Raw genomic sequence first — 25,524 nt, forward strand, 5'->3', positions numbered from 1 at the left:
GTTCCCCTGCGTCAGGCATAACCTGCGCAGTCGACGCGTGAGGGCGCGTGCGGCATCAAGGGGAGGACATCGCAGTGACCATACAAGGCGCATCACCTGATCTATACAATGAGGATCTGGCTCCGGCCAAAGTCCGAAACTGGGGCCGTTCTCGATCTTCAACGTCTGGACGTCGGACGTCCACAGCCTCTGGGGCTATTATCTCGCCGCAAGCCTGTTCCTGTTTTGCGGCGGCTTCGTCAATTTCATCATCGCCATCGGCATCGGTTCGCTGATCATCTACGCGCTGATGAACATGGTCGGCTATGCCGGCGTGAAGACCGGCGTGCCCTACCCCGTGCTGGCGCGCGCCTCCTTCGGCATCTGGGGCGCCAACATTCCGGCCCTGGTGCGCGCCATCGTCGCCTGCTTCTGGTACGGCGCGCAGACGGCGGCGGCATCGGGCGCGATCGTGGCGTTGCTGATCCGCTCGCAATGGTTCGCCGATTTCAACGCCAACACGCATTTCCTCGGCCATACGGGTCTGGAAGTGATCTGTTTTGTGGTCATCTGGGCACTGCAATTGCTGATCATCCAGAACGGCATGGAAACGGTGCGCCGCTTCCAGGATTGGGCCGGCCCGGCGGTGTGGGTGATGATGTTGATCCTGGCGATCTATCTCTGTGTAAAATCCGGGAGATTTGCCTTTACCAGCGACATCCCGATGGATGTGCTGCTCGACAAGACAAAGGATGCCGGCGTACCCGGAACCCCTGGCTCCTGGACGTCGCTGTTTGCGGTGGCCGCGATCTGGGTCACCTATTTCTCGGCGCTCTATCTCAATTTCTGCGATTTCGCCCGCTATGCCCCAGACAAGGCATCGCTGCGCAAGGGCAACATCTGGGGCCTGCCGATCAATCTCATCCTGTTCTCGCTGGTCGCCGGCGTGACCACCATCGCTGCCTTCGACGTCTATGGCGAAGTGCTTCTGCATCCCGACCAGATCTCGGCGAAATTCGACAGCTGGTTCCTGGCAGCGCTTGCAGCCCTGACTTTTGCCGTGGCAACGCTCGGCATCAATGTGGTGGCAAACTTCGTCTCGCCGGCCTTCGACTTCTCCAATGTCTTTCCCCGGCAGATCGACTTCAAGAAGGGCGGCTATATCGCGGCCGTGATCGCGCTGGTGCTTTATCCCTTCGCGCCGTGGGAAGGCAGTGCCGCGTCTTTCGTCAACGTCATCGGCGCGACGATGGGGCCGATCTTCGGGGTGATGATGGTCGACTACTATCTGATCCGGAAGGGCGAGGTCGACGTCGAGGCACTGTACCGCGAAGATGGCGAGTTCCGCTTCCAGGGCGGCTGGCACGTCAACGCCTTCATAGCCGCCGGCATCGGCGCCATCTTCTCCTCGGTCCTGCCGAACTTCACCAACTTGCTGCCGGCATGGTGGGGCGTTTATGGCTGGTTCTTCGGCGTCGGCATTGCAGGGGTCATCTACTACGTCCTTCGCACCGCCGCCCTTGGCGCAGGGGCCAGGACGGCGAAGGCGTGAAATGAGAGATAGGGAGTAGTCAGTAGTCAGTAGGGGAATAGTATAATCCCTACTCCCTACTCCCTACTCCCTACTCCCTACTCCCTACTCCACCATCTCAGCCAACCTCCGCACCGTGTTCCAGTTGCGTGCGGTGCCGATGCCCATGCGCTTGTGGTTCATGGCAGCGAGCAGCCGCGAGCTTGGCCGCTCGCGCGAAAAGACGACCCAGATGTCGCCGTCGACCGAAGCCACCTTCTCGTCCTCGGCGGCATAGGCCTGGAGCGCGGCCACACCATCCGCTGGCGCTGGCTTGCGCATCACCCGCACAGCCACCTGATCGCCTGCCTCGGCAGAGTCGGCCGGGAATGGGTTGCCGGCGGCAAGTTTCAGCCAATCCTCGGCAGTGCGCACGATGATGACGACATTGCGGCCGAAGGTTTTTTCGAAGGCCGTTTCCAGCCGCTGTTCCAGCTTGGCGATGCCGGTCGCCCGTGTCTCGAAGACCAGATTGCCGGTCGCCACCAGGGTGCGCGGGTTCTTCAGCCCAAGCTGTTCTGCCATCGCCTTGAGGTCGGCCATGACGACCCGGCGGCCTTCGCCGAGGATAATGCTGTAGAGCAGCGCAACATAGGTTTGCATGGCAACGCGGCCTGCTTATACCAGCCGCGACTGGTCCACCGCGGCCGAGATGAAGCTGGCGAACAGCGGATGCGGCTCGAGCGGCCGGCTCTTCAGCTCCGGGTGATACTGGACGCCGATAAACCAGGGATGGTCGGGATATTCGACCGTTTCCGGCAGCACACCGTCGGGCGACATGCCGGCAAACACCAGGCCGCAATCCTCAAGCCGCTCCTTGTAGTCGATGTTGACCTCGTAGCGGTGGCGATGGCGCTCGGAAATCTGGGTGTCGCCATAGATGTCGGCGATCTTCGAACCCTTGGCGAGTTCAGCCTGATAGGCGCCGAGCCGCATGGTGCCGCCGAGATCGCCGGTTTCGCGGCGCTTCTCCAGCATGTTGCCTTTCAGCCATTCGGTCATCAGGCCGACGACCGGCTCGTCGGTCGGACCGAATTCGGTCGACGAGGCGTGTTCGACGCCGGCCAGCGAGCGCGCCGCCTCGATGCAGGCCATCTGCATGCCGAAGCAGATTCCGAAATACGGCACCTTGCGCTCGCGGGCGAATTTCGCCGCCAGGATCTTGCCTTCCGAGCCGCGCTCGCCGAAGCCGCCGGGCACCAGGATGCCGTGCACCTTTTCCAGCCACGGCGTGGGGTCTTCCTTCTCGAAAATCTCGCTCTCGATCCAGTCGAGCTTGACCTTGACGCGGTTGGCCATGCCGCCATGCGACAAAGCCTCGATCAGCGATTTGTAGGCATCCTTGAGGCCGGTGTATTTGCCGACAATGGCAATCGTCACCTCGCCTTCCGGATTGTGGATGCGGTTGGACACGGCCTGCCAGGGCTCCATGCGCGGCTTCGGCGCCGGATCGATACCGAAGGCGGCCAGCACTTCCGAATCGAGCCCTTCCTTGTGGTAAGCCATCGGCACGTCATAGATGTGGGGCACGTCGAGCGCCTGGATGACGGCACTTTCGCGCACATTGCAGAACAGCGACAGTTTTCTGCGCTCTTCCTTGGGGATGGCGCGGTCGGCGCGGACCAGCAGGATATCGGGCGCGATGCCGATGCCGCGCAGTTCCTTGACCGAATGCTGGGTCGGCTTGGTCTTCAGCTCGCCGGCCGTCGGGATGTAAGGCATCAAGGTCAGGTGGACATAGACGGCGTTGTTGCGCGGCAGATCGTTGCCGAGCTGGCGGATAGCCTCGAGAAACGGCATCGCCTCGATATCGCCAACCGTGCCGCCGATCTCGCACAGCACGAAATCATAGTCGTCATTGCCGTCGAGGACGAAATTCTTGATCTCGTCGGTGACGTGCGGAATGACCTGCACGGTGGCGCCGAGATAGTCACCGCGCCGTTCGCGCTCGATGATGTTCTTGTAGATGCGGCCGGTGGTGATGTTGTCCTGCTGGTTGGCCGAGCGGCCGGTGAAGCGCTCGTAATGGCCAAGATCGAGATCGGTCTCGGCGCCGTCATCGGTGACGAAAACCTCGCCATGCTGGTAAGGCGACATCGTTCCGGGATCGACATTGAGATAGGGATCGAGCTTTTTGATGCGTGCGCGATAGCCTCGCGCCTGCAAGAGAGCCCCAAGGGCCGCTGCAGCGATGCCTTTTCCAAGTGAGGAAACCACGCCGCCTGTGATGAATACATATCGCGCCATGGGAGTCATCGCTTAACGCGGCCGAATTGATTCCGCCAGAGAAAAAACCGCCGCTGAGGCTTTTTCCAGAGAAGGCGCGATAGTCCCGAGGTTCGAGACTGGTGTTTTGGTCAAAACAAAAGGGCCGGCAAAAGCCGGCCCTTTCGGCAGGTTTGTGAAAGCGTCAGATGATGACGACCTTGGTGCCGACCCTGACGCGGCTGTAGAGGTCCATGACGTGCTCGTTGATCATGCGGAAGCAGCCATTGGAAGCGCTGGTTCCGATCGACTGCGGCGCGATGGTGCCGTGGATGCGCAGATGCGTGTCCTTCTTGCCATCGTAGAGATAGATGGCGCGGGCGCCGAGCGGGTTCTGGCCGCCGCCGGGCATGCCGTCCTTGTACTGGCCATAATGCTTGGGTTCTCGCTTCTGCATGTCGAGCGTCGGGATCCAGCGCGGCCATTCCTGCTTGTCGCCAACGGCAACCTTGCCCTTGAACTGCAGGCCTTCGCGGCCGACCGCGATCGCATAGCGGCGGGCGGTGAAAGCCGATTCGACGAGGTAGAGGCGGCGCGCGCTGGTATCGATGACGATCGTACCCGGCTCGTAGCCGCTGAATTCGACGTCCTGCGGCACGAATTCCGGCTTCACCTTGAACTGTTTCTTGGCTTGCCGCTTGGCGAGAGCCTGGTCGAGAGCGCGCGTCTCGGGGAGATAGGCAATGGACGAGGCAGAGGACGTGCCGCCGAACAGGCCGGCGAACAGTCCGCCACTCGTCGGCTTCTGGCCCGGGGCCTCGCTGCGCAATTCGCCATTGTTGCCGGTCAGCGCGATATTCATCGCTTCGGCCGGAAGCGGTTCGGCCGATTCGATCGGCTCGACCGGCGCGATCGGGTCAACCGGAGCGATGATCTTGGTGATCTTCTTGCCTGGCTTGGCGTCAGCGATCACCACCGGCTTGCCCTTGCTGGCCAGGAACGCCTGGCGCTGGGCGTCGGCCCTGGCTTTCGCCGCATCGCGCATCGCCACCTTGCGGGCCTCGAGCGCCTTGACGCGGGCGAGATCCCTGTCGGCGGCGATCTTGTCTTCGAGCTTGCTGATCTGAGCCAGATCATCCGGGCTCGGGTTTTTCTTCTTCTTGAGAAGCTTCAGCTGCGTCGCATCGCTCTTGGCGGCGACGTTGATGACAGCGGTTTTGCCAACCGCCTGCGGTGAGGTCATTGCCGGAGTGCCGGCGAAGGCCGCGGAGCTCATGCCGAATACGGCACAAAACCCCATGAAAATGAAGCTGCGAAGCTGCATGGCGAAGATCCGATCGTTCAATGCTTGTTGCCCACGGCGTCGCCCGGCGCCCCCCAAGGGCGCAGAAAGTGCCGCCGGCAATCTATAATCGAAGTGGCGTACGGGCCTCAAGCACGGGGTGCCGTCGAATCTTCGTGATCGTGTGCCATTTGCCGCGACTGTGTTGAAACAACAACAGATCGCGGCATCTGACCGTACCGACTACTGGTTCGGAACCTGCGGCGTGACCGGCAAGGTAACGCCATTGGTAGCCGGCGGCGCAGCCGAATCGGTTGCAGGTGGCGTCGCCGGAGATGGAGCCGTCGCCGGGGCTGTGGTGGCGGGAGCCGTCGCGGGCGGCGTCGTGGCGGCGCCGTTGGCCGCGGGCGCGGCCGGTGCGGTGTTGCCCGAAGGCGGCGTCGGCGCCGTCGTGCCGGGCAACTGATTGAGCACGCCGTTGCCGCTGTCGGCCGGCACGCGGTCGAGAATGTCGATCGGTTTTTCGCCATAGCGGGCAACGATCGAGAGTGTCAGCGACGTCACGAAGAAGGCCGCGGCCAGGATCGCCGTCGCCCGCGTCAGCGCATTGGCGGCGCCACGCGCGGTCATGAAACCGGAACCGCCGCCAATGCCGAGACCACCGCCTTCGGAGCGTTGCAGCAGCACCACGCCGACAAGGGCGAGCACGACCATGAGGTGGATGACGATCAGTACGGTTTCCATATTTTATCCTGGCAAGCCCTGCCGCTCCCTGGCGATCAGGGCCGGTGATTTGGAGGCGGCTCCATACAATGCTTTAACGGCATTTCCAAGCCCGTGGCCGGAATATGGGAAGCAATGCGCCCTTTGCAACGATTTCCGCCGAACTGCTGCGTTCATAAGTCGATGACGGAACTGGTCGGCAACGAAATTCCGGGCCTACGCGATATTCTGGTATGCCTCGGCGATGGCGAGAAAGTCGGACGCCTTCAAGCTGGCGCCGCCAACCAGCGCGCCATCGACGTTTTTGACGCCCAGCAGTTCGACCGCGTTGGACGCCTTGACCGAGCCGCCATAGAGGATGCGCATCTTGCCGGCCACGGCTGCGCCGAGCGCTTCCGCCAGTTTTTGGCGGATATGCGCGTGCGCCTCCGCCACGTCTTCGGCGGTCGGCGTCAGGCCGGTGCCGATAGCCCATACCGGCTCGTAGGCGATAACGGTGTTGGCGGGCGTTGCGCTCGGTGGCACCGAGCCGGCGACCTGCCGCGACAACACGTCGAGTGCTGTGCCCGCTTCACGCTCCGCCTTGGTCTCGCCGATGCAGATGATGGCGACGAGCCCTGCCCGCCACGCCGCCGAGGCCTTGGCGAGGACGATGGCATCGTCCTCGCTACGCTGTTCGCGGCACTCGGAATGGCCGACAATGACGTGGCTGGCGCCCGCATCCTTCAGCATCTCGGCTGAGACACAGCCGGTGAAGGCGCCGCTTTCCTTAATGTGGCAGTCCTCGCCACCGGCCCGCACCGGCGTGCGCGACAGGATTTCGACGGCGCGCGACAGCAAGGTCGCCGGCACGCAGACCAATGCTTCGGTCTCTGCATCGAGCCCGCTCATGAAGCCGTTGCCGATCATCCTGAGCTCGTTCAGCGAAGCGCTGGTGCCGTTCATTTTCCAGTTGCCGGCAACGAGCGGTCGAATTCCTGGCGTCATGGGGATCTGGTTCTCCGGGCGACATTGGGGTCTCGCCCTCCCTATCAAAATCAGGCCACAAAGCAATCGACAGTGAGCCGGAAGGGCGCTATTGCGCTTGTTTCAGACTCGGGCGCACGCAAAACTGCGCAAAAATCGGAAGTAACAATGCTTGGTATATTAAGAAGCGCGGCAGGGACCTGGGTCGCGAAAGCCCTGCTGTCGCTGCTGGTGTTGAGTTTCCTTGCCTGGGGCGTCACCACGCGGATGACGGGCGGCTTCCTGGCCGGCCATCATGCGGTGATCACCGCCGGCAGCACCACCGTGTCGATCACCGAGTACCGCCTAGCCTACGATCGCCAGATCGCCATGCTGCAACAGCAGATCGGCCAGCGCATCAGCCGCGACCAGGCCAAGGCCTATGGCATCGACAACCAGGTGCTGGCTCAGTTGGTGTCCGGCGCCGTCCTCGACGAACAGGCGCGCAAGCTCGGGCTTGGCTTCTCCAAGGACAGGCTGGCCGAACTGACGCGGCAGGAACCCGCCTTCCAGGGCCCGAATGGCCAGTTCGACCGCCGGCTGTTCGAATCCCGCCTGCGCGAACTGGGAATGCGGCCGGAGGATTATCTGAAGAACCGGGCTCAGGTGGCGGTGCGCCAGCAGATCGTCGAAGCGGTTTCGGACGGCCTCAAGGCTCCGGACACCTTCTTCAAGGCAGTTGCGCTCTATCGGGGCGAAGACCGCACCATCGACTATCTGATCTTGCCAAAGGCGTTGGTGGAGCCCATCGAGGCGCCATCCGACAGCGTGCTTCAGGCTTATTTCGAGGCCAACAAGAAAACCTACGCGGCGCCAGAATACCGCAAATTCTCCTATGTCCGGCTCGAGCCCGAAGACATCATGGATGTCAGCGCCGTAACGGACCAGCAGGTCAGCGACGACTACAACAAGAACAAGGGCCGCTACACCACGCCGGAAATGCGCACCATCGAACAGCTGGTGTTTCCTTCCGCGGACGCCGCCAAGGCGGCATCCGATTCGCTGAAGACGGGCGCCACTTTCGACAAGATCGTCACCGCGCAGGGCAAGACCCCGGCCGACACGCTGCTCGGCACGCTCTCCAAGGACAAGATCACCGACAAGGCGGTCGCCGATGCCGCATTCGCGCTTGCCGTCAACGAAGTCAGCCCGGTCGTCCAGGGCGCGTTCGGTCCGGTGCTTTTGCGCGTTACCGAGATCAAACCGGAAACGGTGAAGCCGCTGGCGGAAGTCTCAGACCAGATCCGCAAGGATCTGGCGCTTGGCGAAGCAAGCCGCATCCTGCTCGACGTGCACGACAATTACGAAGACACCCGCGCCGCCGGCAGCACGCTGGCCGAAGCCGCCGCCAAACTCAAGCTCAAGGACGTTACCGTCGAGGCCATAGACCGCACCGGCCTGAAGCCGGACGGCACCATCATCAAGGACCTGCCGGCATCGCCGGACCTCATCAAGGCGGTGTTCGAGGCCGAGCCCAACACCGAGAATCAAGCCCTGACCACGCCCAACAACGGCTTCGTGTTCTATGAACTGACATCGATCACGCCGGCTCGCGACCGCACGCTGGACGAAGTCCGCCAGCGCGTGGTGGCGGACTGGACGACTGAGGAAACGACCAAGCGGCTGACCGCGAAAGCAGACGAACTCGACAAGCGCCTCAAGGCTGGCACCACACTCGACGTCATCGCCGGCGAACTGAAGCTTGAAAAGCAGACCAAGCGCGGCGTCAAGCGCGAGGCCGACGATGTCGATTTCGGCAAGGAGGGTGCTGCTGCGATGTTCGGCGTCGGCGAAGGCGGCACCGGGCTGATCCCCTCGCCCACCGGCGACGGCCAGATCCTGTTCAAGGTCGCCGAAGTGTTCGAGCCGGCCGGAGCCGACGCCAGCTCGGTACCCGACGATGCGCAAAAATCCTTCACGCAAGGCATGTCCGACGATCTGCTCGACCAGCTGGTGGCGCAGTTGCAGACGCAGTACGCCGTCAGCGTCGACCAGGCCGCCGTTTCCCAAGCCCTCGCCCAATGAATGGCCTTAGCCCAATGAACGTCTTGGCCCAATGAGCGCCCTGAAGACCCATATCGCCAAGGTCGCCACGGGAACCGGGCTTACCTTCGAGGAAGCGCGCGAAGCTTTCGACATCATCATGTCTGGCGACGCGACGCCGGGCCAGATCGGCGGCTTCCTGATGGCGTTGCGCGTGCGCGGGGAGACCGTGAGCGAGATTTCCGGCGCCGTCGCCACCATGCGTGCCAAGATGCTGCGCGTCGAAGCTCCTGAGGGCGCCATCGACATTGTCGGCACGGGCGGCGACAATTCGCATTCAGTCAACATCTCGACCGCTTCGGCCTTCGTCATTGCCGGCTGCGGCGTGCCGGTCGCCAAGCACGGCAATCGCGGCCTGTCGTCGCTGACGGGCGCTGCCGATGTGCTGGTCGCGCTCGGCGTCAAGATCGATATCCCGCCAGAGGTGATCGGCCGCTGCATCCAGGAGGCCGGCGTCGGCTTCATGTTCGCGCCGGCGCACCACCCTGCGATGAAGCATGTCGGCCCGACCCGCGTCGAGCTCGGCACGCGCACCATCTTCAACCTGCTCGGACCGCTGTCCAATCCGGCCGGCGTCAGCAGGCAGATGGTCGGCGTGTTCCTGCCGGAATGGATCGTGCCGGTGGCCGAGACATTGAAGGCGCTGGGCACCGAGCATGCCTGGGTCGTCCATGGTGACGGCTATGACGAAATCACCACCACCGGCGAAACGCAGGTGGCGGAACTGGCCGGCGGCGAGATCCGCCATTTCACGCTCACGCCGGAAGCGGTCGGCCTGCAGCGCCACAGCAAGGACGAGCTGCGCGGCGGCGATGCCGCCTACAACGCCAAGGCGTTGCGCGACATGCTGGGCGGTTCTGCCGGCGCCTATCGCGATACGGTGCTGATGAATGCCGGCGCCGGCATGGTGGTAGCCGGCAAGGCGACGACGCTTGCCGACGGCATGGCCGCGGCCACACAGGCCATCGACAGCGGCCGGGCGCTGGGCGTGCTCGACAGGCTGGTCGAGATTTCGAACGGATGAGCCGTGGCTGACATTCTGCGCAAGATCGAGGCCTACAAGCGCGACGAGATCGCGGCGGCGAAGGCGCGGATACCGTTGGCCGAGATCAAGGCGCGAGCCAAGGACGCCGACGCACCGCGTGGCTTTCGGAGGGCGCTTGAGGCGAAGCGCAGATCGGGCAGCTTCGGCCTGATCGCCGAGATCAAAAAGGCAAGCCCATCCAAAGGCTTGATCCGCGCCGATTTCGACCCGCCCGCACTGGCGCAGGCCTATGAGAAAGGCGGTGCCGCCTGTCTTTCGGTGCTGACCGATGCGCCATCCTTCCAGGGCGCGCCGGAATTTCTCATCAGTGCACGGGAGGCAGTGTCCCTGCCCGCGCTGCGCAAGGATTTCCTGTTCGACCCTTATCAAGTCTACGAGGCTCGCGCATGGGGCGCCGATGCCATCCTGATCATCATGGCCAGCGTCGATGATGCCTTGGCGAGCGAATTGGAAGCGACCGCGTTCGAACTCGGCATGGACGCGCTGATCGAGGTGCATGACGAGGCCGAGACGCAGCGCGCGGTAAAACTCTCGTCGCAGCTGATCGGCATCAACAACCGCAATCTCAGAACATTCGAGACCAGTCTCGAGACCTCGGAACGGCTGGCATCGATGGTGCCGGGCGGCCGATTGCTGGTCAGCGAGAGCGGAATTTTCACCCACGACGATTGCTTCAGGATGCAAAAGACCGGCATCAGCACCTTCCTCGTCGGCGAGAGCCTGATGCGGCAAGAGGATGTCGCTGCGGCAACGCGGCTGCTTTTGACAGGCAAGGCGAAAGCAGAGGCCATCTGAGGATGGCAGCCGCCCTCACCCATCTCGGCGCCAAGGGCGAGGCCAACATGGTCGATGTCGGCGAGAAGGCGGAGACGACGCGCACGGCGGTCGCCGAGGGCTTTGTCTCGATGCGGGCCGAAACCCTGAAGATGATCCTCGACGGCGACGCCAAGAAGGGCGATGTGCTGGGTACCGCGCGCATTGCCGGCATCATGGCGGCCAAGAAGACGCATGAGCTGATTCCGCTCTGCCATCCGCTGCTTTTGACCAAGGTGTCGGTCGACATCGAACCGGACACCACGCTGCCCGGCCTTAGGGTCACCGCGCTCGCCCGCGTCACCGGCAAGACCGGGGTCGAGATGGAGGCGCTGACCGCGGCATCTGTCGCGTGCCTGACCATTTACGACATGGCCAAGGCGGTCGACCGCGCCATGGTGATTTCCGGTATACAGCTGGTGGAAAAGACCGGCGGCAAGTCCGGCGACTACAAGGCGGGTTCGTAAATGGCGCTGGTTCCGGTCGCCGAGGCGCTTCAACGCCTACTCGACGGCGCTGTGGCGTTGCCCGGTGAAAGGGTCGCGCTGGCGGATGCGGCCGGCCGGGTGCTGGCGGAGCCGGTCGTGGCGCTGCGTACCCAGCCGCCTTTCAATGCATCTGCCATGGACGGCTATGCCGCACGGGCGCAGGATGTGGCGTCGGCCCCGGCGCGGCTTTCGGTGATCGGAATGGCGCCCGCAGGGCGAGGCTTTGACGGCACAGTGGGTAAATCCGAGGCCGTGCGCGTCTTCACCGGCGCGCCGCTGCCTGAAGGCGCAGACACGATCGTCATCCAGGAAAATGTTCGCGATCTCGGCGGTGGCCGGATCGAGGTCACCGAACCGACGGCGAAGAACCGCAACATCCGCCGCCTTGGACTGGATTTTGCCCAAGGCGACGTGCTGCTGGAGAAAGGCCGCGTGCTCGATCCGGCTGCATTGTCGCTGGCGGCGTCGGCCAATCATCCCCGGTTGAACGTGGTGCAACGGCCGCTGGTCGCCATCATCGCCACCGGCGACGAATTGCTGCCACCGGGCAGCGAACCTGGCCCCGCCCAGATCATCTCGTCCAACGCCTATGGCGTCGCTGCTGTGGCGCAGTCGGTCGGCGCTCGCGCGCTCGATCTCGGTATAGCGGCCGATCGCAAGGAAGCGATCGCGGCGCTGGTGAAAAAGGCGGTCGATGCGAAAGCCGACGTCATCGTCACGCTCGGCGGCGCCTCGGTCGGCGACCATGATCTCGTTCATGACGTGCTGACCGGCGAAGGCATGAACCTCGACTTCTGGAAGCTCGCCATGCGCCCGGGCAAGCCGCTGATGTTCGGGCGGCTGGGCGATATCAGGTGCATCGGCCTGCCCGGCAATCCGGTGGCGAGCCTGGTCTGCTCGCAATTGTTCCTGAAGCCGCTATTGGCGCAGCTCGGCGGCCGTCCCCACCGGCAGGACATCCGCCAGGCTCAGCTTGGCGCCGCGATGCCGGCCAATGATCTAAGGCAAGACTATGTGCGCGCCGTGGTCCGGGAAGAAGCCGGCGCATTGGTGGCGACACCATTCGGCATCCAGGATTCCTCGATGCTGAGAATGCTGGCCGACGCCAACAGCCTGATCGTGCGCGAGCCCTTCGCTCCGGCGGCAGAAGCAGGCGCTGCTTGCAGCGTTCTGATGTTGCGCTGAAGGTCGCGGATCCAAGCCGTTAATTCCAAGAGATAAGACTGGTTGTTACTCCGCCAGCAATGTCCGCGTCAGCGGATGTGTCGGATCGGCAAGCCCGTCGACGATGCTGAAATGATGCCGGTCCGGCTCGACCACTGTGCTGGTCGTGGCGCCGAGGCCGATCCAGATGTTGGCAAGCAGCGCATTCTGGCGCAGGAACTCCGCCCGCTCGCCGCCGCCGGCCCAGCAGGTGATGCGCGCGCCCTGCATGGGGCGCAGCAGAACCGGGCTTTCGGCCAGTGCTTCCGCTTCATCGATGGCCAGTGTCGCGTTCATCCCCGTCCGCATGATTGGCCGCAGGTCATGGACGCCGGAGATCGAGACGACATTGCGCACGCGGCCCGCCACATCGGCGGCCAGGGGTGTCGTTGTCGTCACCATCCTGGAGGCGAGATGGCCGCCGGCGGAATGCCCGGTCAGGATCACCGGCCCGCCGACCATCGTCGCCGCCTTGCCGATCGCCGCCGCGATTTCCCTAACGATGCCGGAAATGCGTATGTCGGGACAAAGCGTGTAAGTCGGCATTGCCACGGCAAAGCCATTGGCAACCGCGCCGTTGGCCAGATGCGACCATGGCTTGTTGTCGAACGCCTTCCAGTAACCGCCATGGATGAAGACGACGAGCCCTTTGGGCATGACATCGGGAAGGAACAGATCGAGCCTGTTGCGCGGGCTGTCGCCATAGGCGATGTCGAGCTTGGCCCGACCGGACGCCGACATTGTGTCGCGAAAAGCCTGTGCCGGTGTGTCCCACGCGGCCGGCCAGCGATTGCTGCCGGCAATGTTGTCGCCGTTGGCGTAGGCATTGTCCCAATCGGCAACACGATGTTGGAGCATCTGCATCCCTCCCGGATGGCTTCAGTTCAGTCGACAGGAATGGCCGCCGAACAGGGCGGCGTCAATGCTGCGACCTAAAAACATTTTAGGCTTGAAACAAATTTCGACTGGTGCGATCCTGCGCCTTGTTCAGCCATGGGCGCGAGGCAGACAGGGGCAGCCGAAAATGCTTGGGCCATCAGCGCATATCGACACATTCACGCGCGACAACCTGCCGCCGCCGGAGCAATGGCCGGAGTTTTTGCTCGACGGCTTCGACTATCCCGACCACATAAATGCCGGCGTCGAATTGACCGACAGGCTGGTCGAAAAAGGGTTCGGCGACCACACCGCGCTGATCGGCAATGGCCGCCGCCGCACCTACAAGGAACTGTCCGACTGGACCAACAGGCTCGCCCATGCCCTGGTCGAGAATTATGGCGTCAAGCCGGGCAACCGGGTGCTGATCCGCTCGGCCAACAACCCGGCCATGGTCGCCTGTTGGCTGGCCGCCACCAAGGTTGGCGCGGTGGTCGTCAACACCATGCCGATGCTGCGCGCCGGCGAACTCGCCAAGATCGTCGACAAGGCGGAAATCACGGTTGCGCTTTGCGATACAAGGCTGATGGACGAGATGACCGCCTGCGCCAAGGGCAGTGCGTATCTCAAGCAGGTCATTGGCTTCGACGGCACGGCCAACCATGACGCGGAACTCGACCGCGCCGCCCTCGACAAGCCGGTCACCTTCACTGCCGTCAACACCGGCCGCGACGATGTCGCCCTGCTCGGCTTCACCTCCGGCACCACCGGCGTGCCGAAGGCGACGATGCAGTTCCACCGCGACCTGCTGATCGTCGCCGACGCCTATGCCCGCGAAATCCTGGAGGTGACGCCCGACGACATCTTCGTCGGCTCCCCGCCCCTTGCCTTTACCTTCGGTCTTGGCGGGCTCGCCATCTTCCCGCTGCGCTTCGGCGCCGCGGCGACGCTGCTGGAACAGGCGACGCCACCCAACATGATCCACATCATCGAGACCTACAAAGCGACCATTTCCTTCACCGCTCCAACCGCCTATCGGGCCATGCTCAAGGCCATGGATCAAGGCGCTGACTTGTCCTCGCTGCGCGTCGCGGTTTCGGCGGGCGAGACGCTGCCGGCGCCTGTCTTCGAGGAATGGACTGAGAAGACCGGCAAGCCGATCCTCGATGGGATCGGCGCCACCGAGATGCTGCATATCTTCATCTCCAACCGCTTCGACGACATGAAGCCGGCCTCCACCGGCAAACCCGTCGGCGGCTATCAGGCACGCATCGTCGATGACGAGATGCGGGAGTTGCCGCGCGGCTCTACTGGCCGGCTGGCGGTGCGCGGCCCGACCGGCTGCCGCTACATGGCCGATGCCAGGCAAAAGGACTATGTCCGCGACGGCTGGAATCTCACCGGCGATACGTTCACGCAGGACGAGGATGGCTTCTTCCACTTCGCCGCGCGTTCCGACGACATGATCGTCAGCGCCGGCTACAACATCGCCGGCCCCGAGGTCGAAGCGGCGCTGCTCTCGCATCCCGACGTCGCCGAATGCGCGGTGACCGGCGCCGAGGACGGCGAACGCGGCCAGATCGTCGAGGCGCATATCGTGCTTGTGCAAGGCGTTTCGCCGGACGCATTGACCGTCAAACGCCTGCAGGACCACGTCAAGGCAACGATCGCGCCCTACAAATATCCGCGTTCGGTGAAGTTCATCGACGCCTTGCCCAAAACCCAGACCGGCAAGATCCAGCGCTTCCGGTTGCGCGCGGAGAAGATCAATTGATTAAGCCGCACGATCCGGCGTCCGATGGCGCGCAGATGTCGTTCAAGGAGCGGATGTCCTACAGCGACTATCTGCAGCTGGACAAGGTGCTCGATGCGCAGGCGCCGCTGTCTTCTGCCCATGACGAGATGCTGTTCATCATCCAGCATCAGACATCCGAATTGTGGATGAAACTGGCCCTCCACGAGATCGGCGCCGCGATCCGCTCGATCCGCGCCGACCGCCTCGAACCGAGCTTCAAGATGCTGTCGCGTGTCGCGCGCATCTTCGAGCAGCTCAACAATGCCTGGGACGTGCTGCGCACGATGACGCCAAGCGAATACACCGAGTTTCGCGACGCGCTCGGCCAATCCTCGGGCTTCCAGTCGTGGCAGTACCGCGCTATCGAGTTCATGGCCGGCAACCGCAACCTTGCCATGCTCGGGCCGCACAAGCACCGGCCCGACCTTACGGACAGGCTGGAAGCCATCCTGGCCACGCCGTCGCTCTATGACGAGGCGCTTCTGCTTTTGGCGCGCAATGGCTTCGACATCGGCGCCGACGCCAGTCGCACGGACTGGCGCGAGACGCGCGTCGAGAACGAAGAAGTGCTGGCTGCCTGGCAAACCGTCTACCGCGACCCGCAGCGCTACTGGATGCTCTACGAACTGGCCGAGAAGCTGGTCGACTTCGAGGATTATTTCCGCCGCTGGCGCTTCAACCACGTCACAACGGTCGAGCGCATCATCGGCTTGAAGCGCGGCACGGGCGGCACCTCAGGCGCCTCCTATCTGAAGAAGATGCTGGAGGTCGTGCTGTTTCCGGAGCTCTGGACGGTCCGCACCCGGCTCTAGAGCATTTCACCGTTTAACGGAAACGGCGAAATGCTCTAGCTCTTTGATTGACGCAATTTCGGACGGAAAACCGCTTCACACTTTTCCTGAAATTGCTCTAGTTTCTCACGTAACCGCGGTCTTCACCGCGAAGCGGGCGTCCTGCCAGGCGCCGGTGCGCAGAATATCCTCCAGGACTTCGACCGCCTGCCAGACATCGCCATATCCGACATAGAGCGGCGTGAAGCCGAAACGGATGGTCGACGGCGCCCGGAAATCGCCGATCACGCCGCGCTCGATCAGCGCGCGCATCACCTGATAGCCATGCGGATGGAGGAACGACACCTGGCTGCCGCGCTGGCTGCCGTCGCGAGGACTTTCCAGTTCAAGCCCGTAGGCGCCGCATCTGGCTTCGACGAGCTGGATAAACAGGTCGGTCAGCGCGATGCTTTTTCTGCGCACCGCCGCCATGTCGACGTCGTTCCAGATATCGAGCGCGCCCTTGAGCGCCCGCATCGACAGCACCGGCTGCGTTCCGCATAGGAAGCGGCGGATGCCGCTGCCGACGGCAAAGCCCTGCTCGAAGGCAAACGGCCGCGCATGGCCCCACCAGCCGCTGAGCGGCTGGCTGATATCACCATGGTGGCGCTCGGCCGCGTAGATGAAGGCCGGCGAGCCCGGGCCGCCATTGAGGTATTTGTAGGTGCAGCCGACAGCGAAATCGGCATTGGCACGGTCGAGTTCGACCGGCAAGGCGCCGGCGGTGTGGCAGAGATCCCAGATGATCAGCGCGCCGGCGTCATGTGCCTTGCGCGTCAGCGCCGCCATGTCGCGCAACTGGCCGGATTTGTAGTTGACGTGGTTGACCAGGATGACGGCAACGCTGTCGTCGATCAGGTCCTCGATTGCGGCCGCGTCGACGCCCTCCAGCCGCAGCCGCGTTCCCGGCCGGGTCGAGGCGACGCCTTCGGCCATGTAGAGGTCGGTCGGGAAACTGTCGCCCTCGGCAACGATGACCGACCGATTCGGCCGCATGCCGAGCGCGGCGTGCAGCAGCTTGTAGATGTTGATCGAGGTTGTGTCGCAGACCACCGTCTGCCCGTCAGCCGCGCCGATCAGTCGTCCGAGCTGATCTCCCAGTTCCACCGGCATGTTGAACCAGCCAGCCGTGTTCCAGGCGCGAATGAGGTCCTGCGCCCATTCCTGCGTGGCGGCCTGCTGCAGTTCGCTGAAGACGACCGCTGACGCGGCGCCCAGGGAATTGCCGTCGAGATAAATCACGCCTTGCGGCAAGACAAAGCGTTCGCGCATGGAGCGCAGCGGATCGGCGGCATCCATTGCTTGGATTGTAGCGAGATCGGGTGTCGTGCTCATGATCCGGCGCCCCTCCATGGACAAACGCGCGCGGCGGAGCCTGCCGCCCAAACATGCCGGCGATCTTGAGTGGTCGCCCTTGAACTGTCAAACATTATATATAATTCACCCATTGAAAGGCTTTGATATATAATGATCCGCCGAGCGTTTATATCTGATGGATCACGATGCTGGATGACGAGCAGACCTCGAAGACGGAAGCGGCCTATCGCCTGCTCAGGCGCGATATTCTTGCGACCCGGCTGGCGCCTGCCGCGCCGTTGAAGCTGAGCACGCTGCGCAACACCTACGGCATCGGCTGGACGCCGTTGCGCGAGGCGCTGTCGCGGCTGGAGGCGGAACGGCTTGTGACCGCCATCAGCAACCGCGGGTTTGCGGTCGCTCCCGTCTCTCGGGCGGAGCTCGAGGATTTGGCGCGTGCGCGGCTGGTGGTCGAACTGCCCCTGCTGGTGGAATCGATCGAGGAGGGCGACCGTGAGTGGGAAGACGCGGTCGTTGCCGCCCACTATCGTCTCTCACGGTGCGGGTCTGTTCTCGACGATCCATCGGATGATGCGGTCGACGCGTGGTACGAAAAACACGATGCCTTCCATGCGGCGCTGCTCAGTGCCGCGACATCCAGCTGGCTGCTGCGCTTCAATGCGACGATTTCCGACCAATTGCATCGCCATCACCGCTTTCTGGGTCTGGCCCCGACGCTGCGCGCCGCCGCCGGCCGCACGGATGGCCACCGGAAGGCCGTGGCGGCCCTGCGCGACGCCGTGGCGATCGAACACCATACCGCCCTGATGGAAGCGGCCCTCGATCGCGACGTCGAACGTGCGAAAACTCTGATGACCGCTCACATCGGCTACACGCTGCAGGTCTATGCCCAGAGTGAACCCGGCGCGGATGCTGCGCAGCCCCATCCGAAAAGGAAGCGGCGATCGTAGCCGACGACGCAGGGCACTTTGTCTTCGTTTCACCCCGTTGCCGGCCAACGACTACGAGCGCCGCTCGCGGTGCCGAACGTCACGCTGAACAAAACGTCAACACATTCATTAAACTTTAAAAGGTTGCGGAACACAACTGGAACAGATAGTGTTTGTTCTGGGTTTGTTTTTTCTGATTCTGGTTTCAGAACCCCTGGGGGCCGCGATGCTGACGCGCAAACAACATGAGCTTCTGATGTTCATCCATGAACGCCTGAAGGAGAGCGGAATCCCGCCGTCCTTCGATGAGATGAAGGAAGCGCTTGACCTCGCCTCCAAGTCCGGCATCCACCGCCTGATCACGGCGCTTGAGGAGCGCGGTTTCATTCGCCGGCTGCCGAACCGGGCGCGCGCGCTGGAAGTGCTGCGGCTGCCCGACTCGATCGCACCAGGCCTCAATGCGGCGAGGAAGTTTTCGCCGAGCGTCATTCAGGGCAGTCTTGGTCAAACCGGCCAAGGGCAAGGCGGCCAGGGACAAGGCGCGATGGGCCAAGGCGGTATCGGCCGCCAGATCAAGCCGGGCTCGCCGTCGCGTTCGATGTCGGCCGGCAATGACGACGCCGTTTCGGCGGTGTCGATCCCGGTGATGGGACGCATTGCTGCCGGTGTGCCGATCGACGCCATCCAGCATCAGACCCATTCGATCTCGGTGCCGCCTGACATGATCATGGGCGGTGAACACTACGCGCTCGAGGTCAAGGGCGATTCGATGATCGAGGCCGGCATTTTCGATGGCGACACGGTCATCATCCGCAATGCCGACACAGCCAGCCCCGGCGAGATCGTGGTGGCGTTGGTCGACGATGAGGAAGCGACCCTGAAACGCTTCCGCCGCAAGGGCGCCTCGATCGCCCTGGAAGCCGCCAACCCGGCCTACGAGACCCGCATTTTTGGACCGGACAGGGTGAAGGTGCAGGGCAAGCTTGTCGGATTGATCCGGCGCTACTGAGCCGGCTTGGGTTTGTACTTTTCACGCTGGTTGTAAGGCGGCAGGCCGCGCGCTTCGCGGGAGAAGCGGCGCTGCTCGTGCCAGGGGCGATACGGCTTGTCGACGGCGAAGCGGATGGTTGGCGCTGCAGCTGCCGATTGCGGATCGAAGAAGACGGCGGCGCTGCCGTCGCGGGCCAGCTGTTTCTTCGTCACGACCAGCACCAGCGGGTCGCGGCACGGATTGTAGGCCGTGGCGTCATCGATGACGATCAGGCTAGCGAAGGCACAGGCCGGCCGCGCCGTCTTGCGGTCTTTGGCAAGGGCTACAATGGCTCCGGAAGGGTGTCGGGCGATACAGAGATCGCCCATGCAATAGAAGGGCGACCCGGGCGGCAGATCGAGCGGATCGAGATCGAACCGCGTATCTGTTGCCTCGAAAATCTCGGGCGGGATAATGGTTTCGGCCCGCAGCGCCCGTTTCCAATTGTCCGTGGTGAATTCGTTGGAGCGTTCGCGGTTGAGGGCGAGTTCGCCGCCACCTATCGGCATGGCCACCAGATGTGCGTCCTCGGATATGAGCACGTCGGGCGTAAGCACCTGCGGCACCGTCAACAGGCCGGCCAGCGCGAAAGGCACGGCCGCCAGCCTGAGCCAGGTGGTGGCCATGGTGGCGATGACGAGGGCGACCGCCACCAACAGCACCGAGCGGATGGAGATCAGCCCGACGGCGTCGACCGGCGAGCGCTCGGAAATCCAGGCCGATATAGCGATCATCGCCATCAGACCCTTGCCCATCACATAGAGGAACGGCCCGTCGGCGCCGAACGGCATCGCCAGTGCGCTGAGCACGGCAAAGGGCATGACGATCAACGAAACAATCGGCATCACGGCCAGATTGGCGATCAGGCTGAGCGGCGACACACGCTGAAAATGCCAGATGGCGAACAGCAAGGTTGCACTGCCGGCGATGATCGAGGTCATGGCGAGGCCGCCCATGGCCAGCGCGAATTTTCGCGACAGGAAGCCGACGAAGGAGCGCTTTGCCAGCGGCGTTCTCACCTTGTCGGCGCGGTAATCGGCCCAGCCGGCATAGGCGCCGACAAGGGCGGCGGTGGCGGCAAACGACATCTGGAAGCTGGGACCGACCACCTCGTGCGGCGACACCAGGATGACGGCGATGGCGGAGATCGCCAGATTGCGCATGGTGAGTGCGGCGCGATCAAACAGCACGGCGACAAGCATGACCGCCAGCATGATGAAGCTGCGCTCGGCGGCAACCACGACGCCTGAAATAACGAGATAGGCGGCGATGGAGACGAGTGCTGCCACTGCTGCATATTTCTTGACTGGGCGGCGCGAAGAGAAATCGGGAAACAGCGCAAAGGCGCCACGCAGCAACGCCATGATGGTGCCGGCAACCAGCGCCATGTGCAGGCCGGAGATGGAGATGATGTGGTAGATGCCGGTGCGCCGCATCGCTTCGTTGACCTCGTCCGGGATGCCGGCGCGCACGCCGACAATCAACGCCGCGGCAATCTCGCCTTCGGCGCCGCCGATCTTGCCCCTGATATGGTCGGCAATGTTTTCGCGCGCGTTCTCGATTGCCGAGGAGAGCCGTGCGGTCAGCGGCGGCGGTCCCTGCGTAGCAATGGTTTTCGGATTGCCGAGAAAGAAGCCGCTGCCGCCGATGCCGGTGAAATAGCTGTCGAAGGAGAAATCGTAGCTCTCCGGCCGCACCGGACCGGTCGGCGGCAACAGCCTGGCATAGCCGGTGATCAGGGAGCCGGCGGTCATATCGGCGGGAACGGTCCGCGCCGAGAGCCTGACCCGCTCCGGGGCGTAGCGCAGCTTGGGGTAAGCGGTCGAAACCACGTCGAGCGTCAGCCTGATGCGCCCGCTCTCCATCTGTTCGAGACTGACGACGCGGCCGGTCAGCCGTGTCTGGATCTCGGAGCCGAGCATCTGCGTTCCGGCGCGCCAGGTCTCGACCTTGGCGGCGACGACGCCGAGCGCGCACAGCATCGCGGCCATGCAGAACAGATGCGTCCTCGGCCGAGGTCGCGTGGCGACAGCGCAACATGTCGCCAGCACCACAATGGCGATTGGCTGCGCAAAGCCGGGCTCGCCGGCCAGCGAGAAATAAATGATGACGCCGGCCGCCAGGAAAACCGGCACCAGCAGGAAGGCGACGCCCCGGTCGAGCTCCGTGTTGGCGGCCACGGCAAGGCTGCGGCGGAGCGCGGGCCATGACGGACGGCGAAGCCGTCTGCGCAGACGGGCGATAGATCCGGGCGCTGTGGCTTGCGCCGGCAAGGCGTGACCGGGCAGCGCAGGCGCGACGCCGGGATGCGGCTCCGGCAGCGCGAGGGGCAGCGGCTCGGCATAGGGACTATCGGCAAACAGCGAGCGTTCGCTGACGCTTGCCTCGGCGCCTTCGCCTTCCTTCGTGCCCCGGCCACGTCCAGCCATCGGGTCTGCCCCTTGCGCCCCAGACCTCCTATGCTACATGAACGCGCAAAGCGCGAAAGTCCGTGCGGTCGCGTCCACCGCGCCGGAATTGACCATCACTCGCCAAGGACGCTCAATCCTCAATCATATCCCGGCCCTCCGCCCTCAGGCGAGCAAGCCCATCGTGCATTGCCTTCAATTGTTCGGGTGTATGACCCTGCCATTCAGCGAGCTCCCCCAGGATGAGTAACGGATCACGGGAGCGGTAGGATTTCGTCGGATTGCCGGGAAATTTTTTATCGGTCAGGTTAGGGTCATCCATGAAAAACCCCGTCGGCTTTACGATGTAAATCCTTCGACGACCGTCACCCGTTGCAAGCTCTGCTCCCCAGATGGCGGCTTCCAGTGTCTGGGTGAAATAGATCCATGACAGTGGTTTACCTCTGAAATTGGAAGGGTGGCCGACGCTCAGCAGATCCCCGGGTTTCAAATCCGCCCGGGTGCCATGGTAGAACGGATCACCCTCCGTATGGTCAGCGTTTCTGGTCATCGGTAGTCCTTCTTTCAATCATGCTTCCTTAGTGGCGAGACCGGACTGCACACAGTTGCGGTGTTCACGATAATGATTGCAGAAAGGTCAATATGCGTGACCAAGCCAACGCTGTCACGGCGGCGTTGTAGTCGGGCAGTGCCGCCTCCGTGAAGAAATGTCCGCTCGTCAGAGGAGGCTACCACCGTCGCAGCGATGTTCCAGGCACTGTGACGGACGCTGCAGCCGAATGAAACCCAGACATTGACGCTGCTGCCAAATGAGGTTGCGCGGAGGTGCGAACAGATTTTGTGCTACAAGGCTCCGGCGCCCGTTGACGCAACCGATAATTGGCGACGTGCCCCGGCCTCATCCAGCCATCGGGTCTGCCCCTTGCGCCCCAGACCTCCTATGCTACATGAACGCGCAAAGCGCGAAAGCCCGCGCGATCACGCCCCGCTTTCCAAGGTTCCCGAGAGTTCCATGTCCGACACGGTCGTCACCCGTTTTGCCCCCTCGCCCACCGGCTATCTGCATATAGGCGGCGCGCGCACCGCACTGTTCAACTGGCTGTACGCCAAGCACACCGGCGGCACGATGGTGCTGCGCATCGAGGACACCGACCGCGAACGCTTCAACGAGGCGGCGACACAGGCCATTCTGGATGGGCTGACCTGGCTCGGCCTTTCCTGGGACGGTGAGGCCATATCGCAGTTCGAGCGCGCGCCACGCCACCGGGAGGTGGCCGAGGAGCTGGTGCGCCTGGGCAAGGCCTATTACAGCTACGAGACCCCTGCCGAGCTCGAGGCGATGCGCGAGGCCGCACGCGCCAAGGGCTTGCCGCCGCGCTACAATGGCGCGTGGCGCGATCGTGCCCCCTCGGAGGCGCCTCCCGGCGTCAAGGGCGCCATCCGCATCAAGGCGCCGACCGAGGGCGAAACCGTGGTGCACGACCGTGTCCAGGGCGAGGTGCGCTTCCCCAACAAGGACCTCGACGATTTCATCATCCTGCGCTCGGACGGCAATCCGACCTACATGCATGCCGTCGTCGTCGACGACCATGACATGGGCGTCACCCACATCATCCGTGGCGACGACCATCTGACCAACGCCGCGCGCCAGACGGTGATCTACAACGCCATGGGCTGGGACGTCCCGTCGATGTCGCATATCCCGCTGATCCACGGCGCCGACGGCGCCAAGCTGTCGAAGCGGCACGGCGCACTCGGTGTCGAGGCTTATCGCGCCATGGGCTATCTGCCCGAGGCACTGCTCAACTATCTGGCGCGGCTCGGCTGGAGCCATGGCGACGACGAGATCATGTCGATCAAGGACATGATTTCGTGGTTCGACATCGGCGATGTCAACAAGGGTGCGGCGCGCTTCGACTTCGCCAAGCTCGAGTCAATCAACGGCGCGCATATGCGCAAGATGGCCGATACCGAGCTGTTCGAGATTTTCGTCGCCACTCTGCCATACCTCGAAGGCGGATCTGCTATCGCCGCCCGTCTCGACGACGCCAGGAAGGCGCAGCTGCTGGCCGCCTTGCCGGGCCTGAAAGAGCGCGCCAAGACGCTGGTGGAACTGGCCGATGGCGCGGCCTTCCTGTTCGTCGAGCGGCCGCTGCCGATCGACGAGAAGGCGGCAGCACTGCTCAGTGCCGACGCGCGCGCGATCCTGCGCGGCGCACATGCCGCTTTGCAGACTGTTTCGGGCGATTGGTCGGCTGCCGCGGCTGAAGCCGCGGTGCGCGAGTTCGCAGCGGCCGGCGGCCACAAGCTCGGCGCCGTGGCCCAACCGCTCCGGGCGGCCCTTACCGGCCGTAGCACCTCGCCCGGCGTGTTCGACGTGCTTGCCGTGCTTGGCCGCGAGGAAAGCCTGGCGCGGATTGCGGATCAAATCGATTAGGAGCGAGCTGGCCCAAAAAGATTGGCATTGAAAGGCGGGTTTCGCAGTGCAACATTAGGCCTTGGCCCAATCAGGCACGCACCTCCCAAAATGCGGTGGCGAGTTCGCGCATTCCGGTGATTTCGACGTGTCGTTTGCAGGAATTGCCTTGCCGGCATGAGGAACATGAAGGAGTTTGAGAATGAGCGAAGCTGCGACAAGACTGGAAACCGGCAGCAAGACGACGCACCCGTCGACTGCCACGCTCGAACTGGCCGGCAAGACGCATGAATTCAAGGTGCGAAGCGGGTCGGTCGGGCCCGACGTCATCGACATCGGTGCGCTCTACAACACCACCGGCGCCTTCACCTACGATCCCGGCTTCACTTCGACGGCGAGCTGCGAGTCGGCGATAACCTTCATCGACGGCGATGCCGGCATCCTGCTTCACCGCGGCTATCCCATCGACCAGCTGGCCGAGCATGGCGACTTCCTCGAAGTCTGCTACCTCCTGCTCTACGGCGAACTGCCGACCAAGGCACAGAAGGACGATTTCGACTACCGGGTGACGCGCCACACCATGGTGCACGAGCAGATGTCGCGCTTCTTCACCGGCTTCCGCCGCGACGCGCATCCGATGGCTGTAATGTGCGGCGTGGTCGGCGCGCTGTCGGCCTTCTATCACGACTCCACCGATATTTCGGACCCGTATCAGCGCATGGTCGCCTCGATGCGGCTGATTGCCAAGATGCCGACGATTGCGGCCATGGCCTACAAATACCATATCGGCCAGCCCTTCATTTACCCGAAGAACGAGCTGAACTTCGCCGCCAACTTCCTGCATATGTGCTTTGCGGTTCCGTGCGAGGAATACAAGATCAATCCGGTGCTGGCGCGCGCCATGGAGCGCATCTTCATCCTGCATGCCGACCACGAGCAGAACGCCTCGACCTCGACCGTGCGGCTTGCAGGCTCGTCGGGCGCCAATCCGTTCGCCTGCATCGCCGCCGGCATCGCCTGCCTGTGGGGCCCGGCGCATGGCGGCGCCAATGAGGCGGCGCTCAACATGCTGGGAGAAATCGGCCATGTCGACCACATCCCGGAATTCATCGCCCGCGCCAAGGACAAGAACGATCCGTTCCGGCTGATGGGCTTCGGCCATCGCGTCTACAAGAACTACGATCCTCGTGCGAAAATCATGCAGAAGACGGCGCATGAGGTGCTCGGCGAACTCGGCATCAAGGACGATCCGCTGCTCGACATCGCCATGGAGCTGGAAAAGATCGCGCTGACCGATTCCTACTTCATCGAAAAGAAGCTCTATCCGAACGTCGATTTCTATTCCGGCATCACGCTGAAGGCGCTGGGCTTCCCCACCACCATGTTCACCGTGCTGTTCGCGGTCGCCCGCACCGTCGGCTGGATCGCGCAGTGGAAGGAAATGATCGAGGACCCGCACCAGAAGATCGGCCGCCCGCGCCAGCTCTATACCGGCGCCCCGGAACGCGACTACGTGCCGATTGCGAAAAGGTGAAAGAGAGTGAATGGTGAATGGTAAGTAGTGAAT

20 protein-coding genes and 1 pseudogene are annotated in these 25,524 nt (G+C 63.3%); 12 read left to right on the plus strand and 9 right to left on the minus strand.

Translation table 11 applies throughout. The annotated features are described in order from the left end of the window. The first annotated feature begins 74 nt into the window (after positions 1-74). Positions 75-1,531, plus strand: a pseudogene (locus NKL04_RS08835) (NCS1 family nucleobase:cation symporter-1). An 84-nt stretch (positions 1,532-1,615) separates the two neighbouring features. On the opposite strand, the gene NKL04_RS08840 reads toward NKL04_RS08835, so the two are convergent. The 5 genes from NKL04_RS08840 to tpiA form a co-directional block, all read right to left on the minus strand. Next, positions 1,616-2,152: a DUF1697 domain-containing protein gene (locus tag NKL04_RS08840; RefSeq protein WP_023702848.1), complete on the minus strand. Its 537-nt coding sequence runs from the start codon at positions 2,150-2,152 to the stop codon at positions 1,616-1,618. Positions 2,153-2,167: 15 nt separating this feature from the next. After that, positions 2,168-3,805, minus strand: coding sequence for a CTP synthase (gene pyrG / locus NKL04_RS08845; RefSeq protein WP_081725397.1), 1,638 nt, complete (start codon positions 3,803-3,805; stop codon positions 2,168-2,170). Between the two features lie 154 nt (positions 3,806-3,959). Next, positions 3,960-5,078, minus strand: coding sequence for a L,D-transpeptidase (locus NKL04_RS08850; protein WP_023688557.1), 1,119 nt, complete (start codon positions 5,076-5,078; stop codon positions 3,960-3,962). A 201-nt stretch (positions 5,079-5,279) separates the two neighbouring features. Further along, positions 5,280-5,780, minus strand: coding sequence for a preprotein translocase subunit SecG (secG, locus tag NKL04_RS08855; RefSeq protein ID WP_023688558.1), 501 nt, complete (start codon positions 5,778-5,780; stop codon positions 5,280-5,282). A 195-nt stretch (positions 5,781-5,975) separates the two neighbouring features. Continuing rightward, complete coding sequence (tpiA, locus tag NKL04_RS08860; RefSeq protein ID WP_023671052.1) at positions 5,976-6,746, minus strand: triose-phosphate isomerase; 771 nt, start codon at positions 6,744-6,746, stop codon at positions 5,976-5,978. Between the two features lie 147 nt (positions 6,747-6,893). Between tpiA and NKL04_RS08865 the strand changes: the two genes are divergently transcribed. The 5 genes from NKL04_RS08865 to NKL04_RS08885 are packed head-to-tail and all read left to right on the plus strand — an operon-like array spanning position 6,894 to position 12,338. Next, a complete protein-coding gene (locus NKL04_RS08865; protein ID WP_023688560.1) occupies positions 6,894-8,789 on the plus strand; it encodes a peptidylprolyl isomerase in 1,896 nt (631 codons plus the stop codon). 31 nt (positions 8,790-8,820) lie between these two features. Beyond that, positions 8,821-9,831: an anthranilate phosphoribosyltransferase gene (gene trpD / locus NKL04_RS08870; protein WP_023700717.1), complete on the plus strand. Its 1,011-nt coding sequence runs from the start codon at positions 8,821-8,823 to the stop codon at positions 9,829-9,831. 3 nt (positions 9,832-9,834) lie between these two features. Next, complete coding sequence (trpC, locus tag NKL04_RS08875; RefSeq protein ID WP_023696566.1) at positions 9,835-10,647, plus strand: indole-3-glycerol phosphate synthase TrpC; 813 nt, start codon at positions 9,835-9,837, stop codon at positions 10,645-10,647. A 2-nt stretch (positions 10,648-10,649) separates the two neighbouring features. After that, positions 10,650-11,132, plus strand: a complete 483-nt coding sequence (gene moaC, locus NKL04_RS08880) for a cyclic pyranopterin monophosphate synthase MoaC (protein WP_023671048.1) — start codon at positions 10,650-10,652, stop codon at positions 11,130-11,132. Then, complete coding sequence (locus tag NKL04_RS08885) at positions 11,133-12,338, plus strand: molybdopterin molybdotransferase MoeA (RefSeq protein WP_023700718.1); 1,206 nt, start codon at positions 11,133-11,135, stop codon at positions 12,336-12,338. Positions 12,339-12,383: 45 nt separating this feature from the next. On the opposite strand, the gene NKL04_RS08890 is transcribed toward NKL04_RS08885, so the two are convergent. Beyond that, positions 12,384-13,220 carry a hormone-sensitive lipase gene (locus NKL04_RS08890; RefSeq protein ID WP_502882147.1) on the minus strand — a complete coding sequence of 279 codons (837 nt, stop codon included), beginning with the start codon at positions 13,218-13,220 and terminating at the stop codon, positions 12,384-12,386. A gap of 160 nt (positions 13,221-13,380) precedes the next feature. Here NKL04_RS08890 and NKL04_RS08895 point away from each other — a divergent pair, with 160 nt between their 5' ends. Together NKL04_RS08895 and kynA are read left to right on the plus strand one after the other, a co-directional pair. Then, entirely contained in the window at positions 13,381-15,006 is a 1,626-nt protein-coding gene (locus NKL04_RS08895) for an AMP-binding protein (protein WP_352723518.1), read from the plus strand. Further along, positions 15,003-15,839, plus strand: coding sequence for a tryptophan 2,3-dioxygenase (kynA, locus tag NKL04_RS08900; protein ID WP_027049448.1), 837 nt, complete (start codon positions 15,003-15,005; stop codon positions 15,837-15,839). The genes NKL04_RS08895 and kynA overlap by 4 nt, the downstream gene beginning before the upstream one ends. Before the next feature lie 105 nt (positions 15,840-15,944). Here kynA and kynU read toward each other — a convergent pair whose 3' ends face one another. Then, positions 15,945-17,192: a kynureninase gene (gene kynU / locus NKL04_RS08905; protein WP_023700720.1), complete on the minus strand. Its 1,248-nt coding sequence runs from the start codon at positions 17,190-17,192 to the stop codon at positions 15,945-15,947. 167 nt (positions 17,193-17,359) lie between these two features. On the opposite strand from kynU, the gene NKL04_RS08910 reads away from it, so the two are divergent. After that, positions 17,360-18,124: a GntR family transcriptional regulator gene (locus NKL04_RS08910; RefSeq protein WP_023700721.1), complete on the plus strand. Its 765-nt coding sequence runs from the start codon at positions 17,360-17,362 to the stop codon at positions 18,122-18,124. 205 nt (positions 18,125-18,329) lie between these two features. Beyond that, positions 18,330-19,112 (plus strand): transcriptional repressor LexA, encoded by a 783-nt coding sequence (lexA, locus tag NKL04_RS08915; protein WP_023693449.1) that lies wholly within the window; start codon positions 18,330-18,332, stop codon positions 19,110-19,112. Here the strand turns inward: lexA and NKL04_RS08920 are convergent. Both NKL04_RS08920 and arr read right to left on the minus strand, forming a co-directional pair. Beyond that, positions 19,106-21,562, minus strand: a complete 2,457-nt coding sequence (locus NKL04_RS08920) for a ComEC/Rec2 family competence protein (RefSeq protein WP_023700722.1) — start codon at positions 21,560-21,562, stop codon at positions 19,106-19,108. The genes lexA and NKL04_RS08920 overlap by 7 nt on opposite strands. A 112-nt stretch (positions 21,563-21,674) precedes the next feature. Beyond that, a complete protein-coding gene (arr, locus tag NKL04_RS08925; protein WP_023700723.1) occupies positions 21,675-22,091 on the minus strand; it encodes an NAD(+)--rifampin ADP-ribosyltransferase in 417 nt (138 codons plus the stop codon). Between the two features lie 462 nt (positions 22,092-22,553). Here arr and gltX point away from each other — a divergent pair, with 462 nt between their 5' ends. Together gltX and gltA are read left to right on the plus strand one after the other, a co-directional pair. Further along, complete coding sequence (gene gltX, locus NKL04_RS08930; protein ID WP_023700724.1) at positions 22,554-23,978, plus strand: glutamate--tRNA ligase; 1,425 nt, start codon at positions 22,554-22,556, stop codon at positions 23,976-23,978. A gap of 181 nt (positions 23,979-24,159) precedes the next feature. Beyond that, complete coding sequence (gltA, locus tag NKL04_RS08935) at positions 24,160-25,491, plus strand: citrate synthase (RefSeq protein WP_023671037.1); 1,332 nt, start codon at positions 24,160-24,162, stop codon at positions 25,489-25,491. The last annotated feature ends 33 nt before the right edge of the window (positions 25,492-25,524 follow it).

Source organism: Mesorhizobium sp. C264A, from assembly GCF_040324515.1.
Lineage (GTDB): Bacteria > Pseudomonadota > Alphaproteobacteria > Rhizobiales > Rhizobiaceae > Mesorhizobium.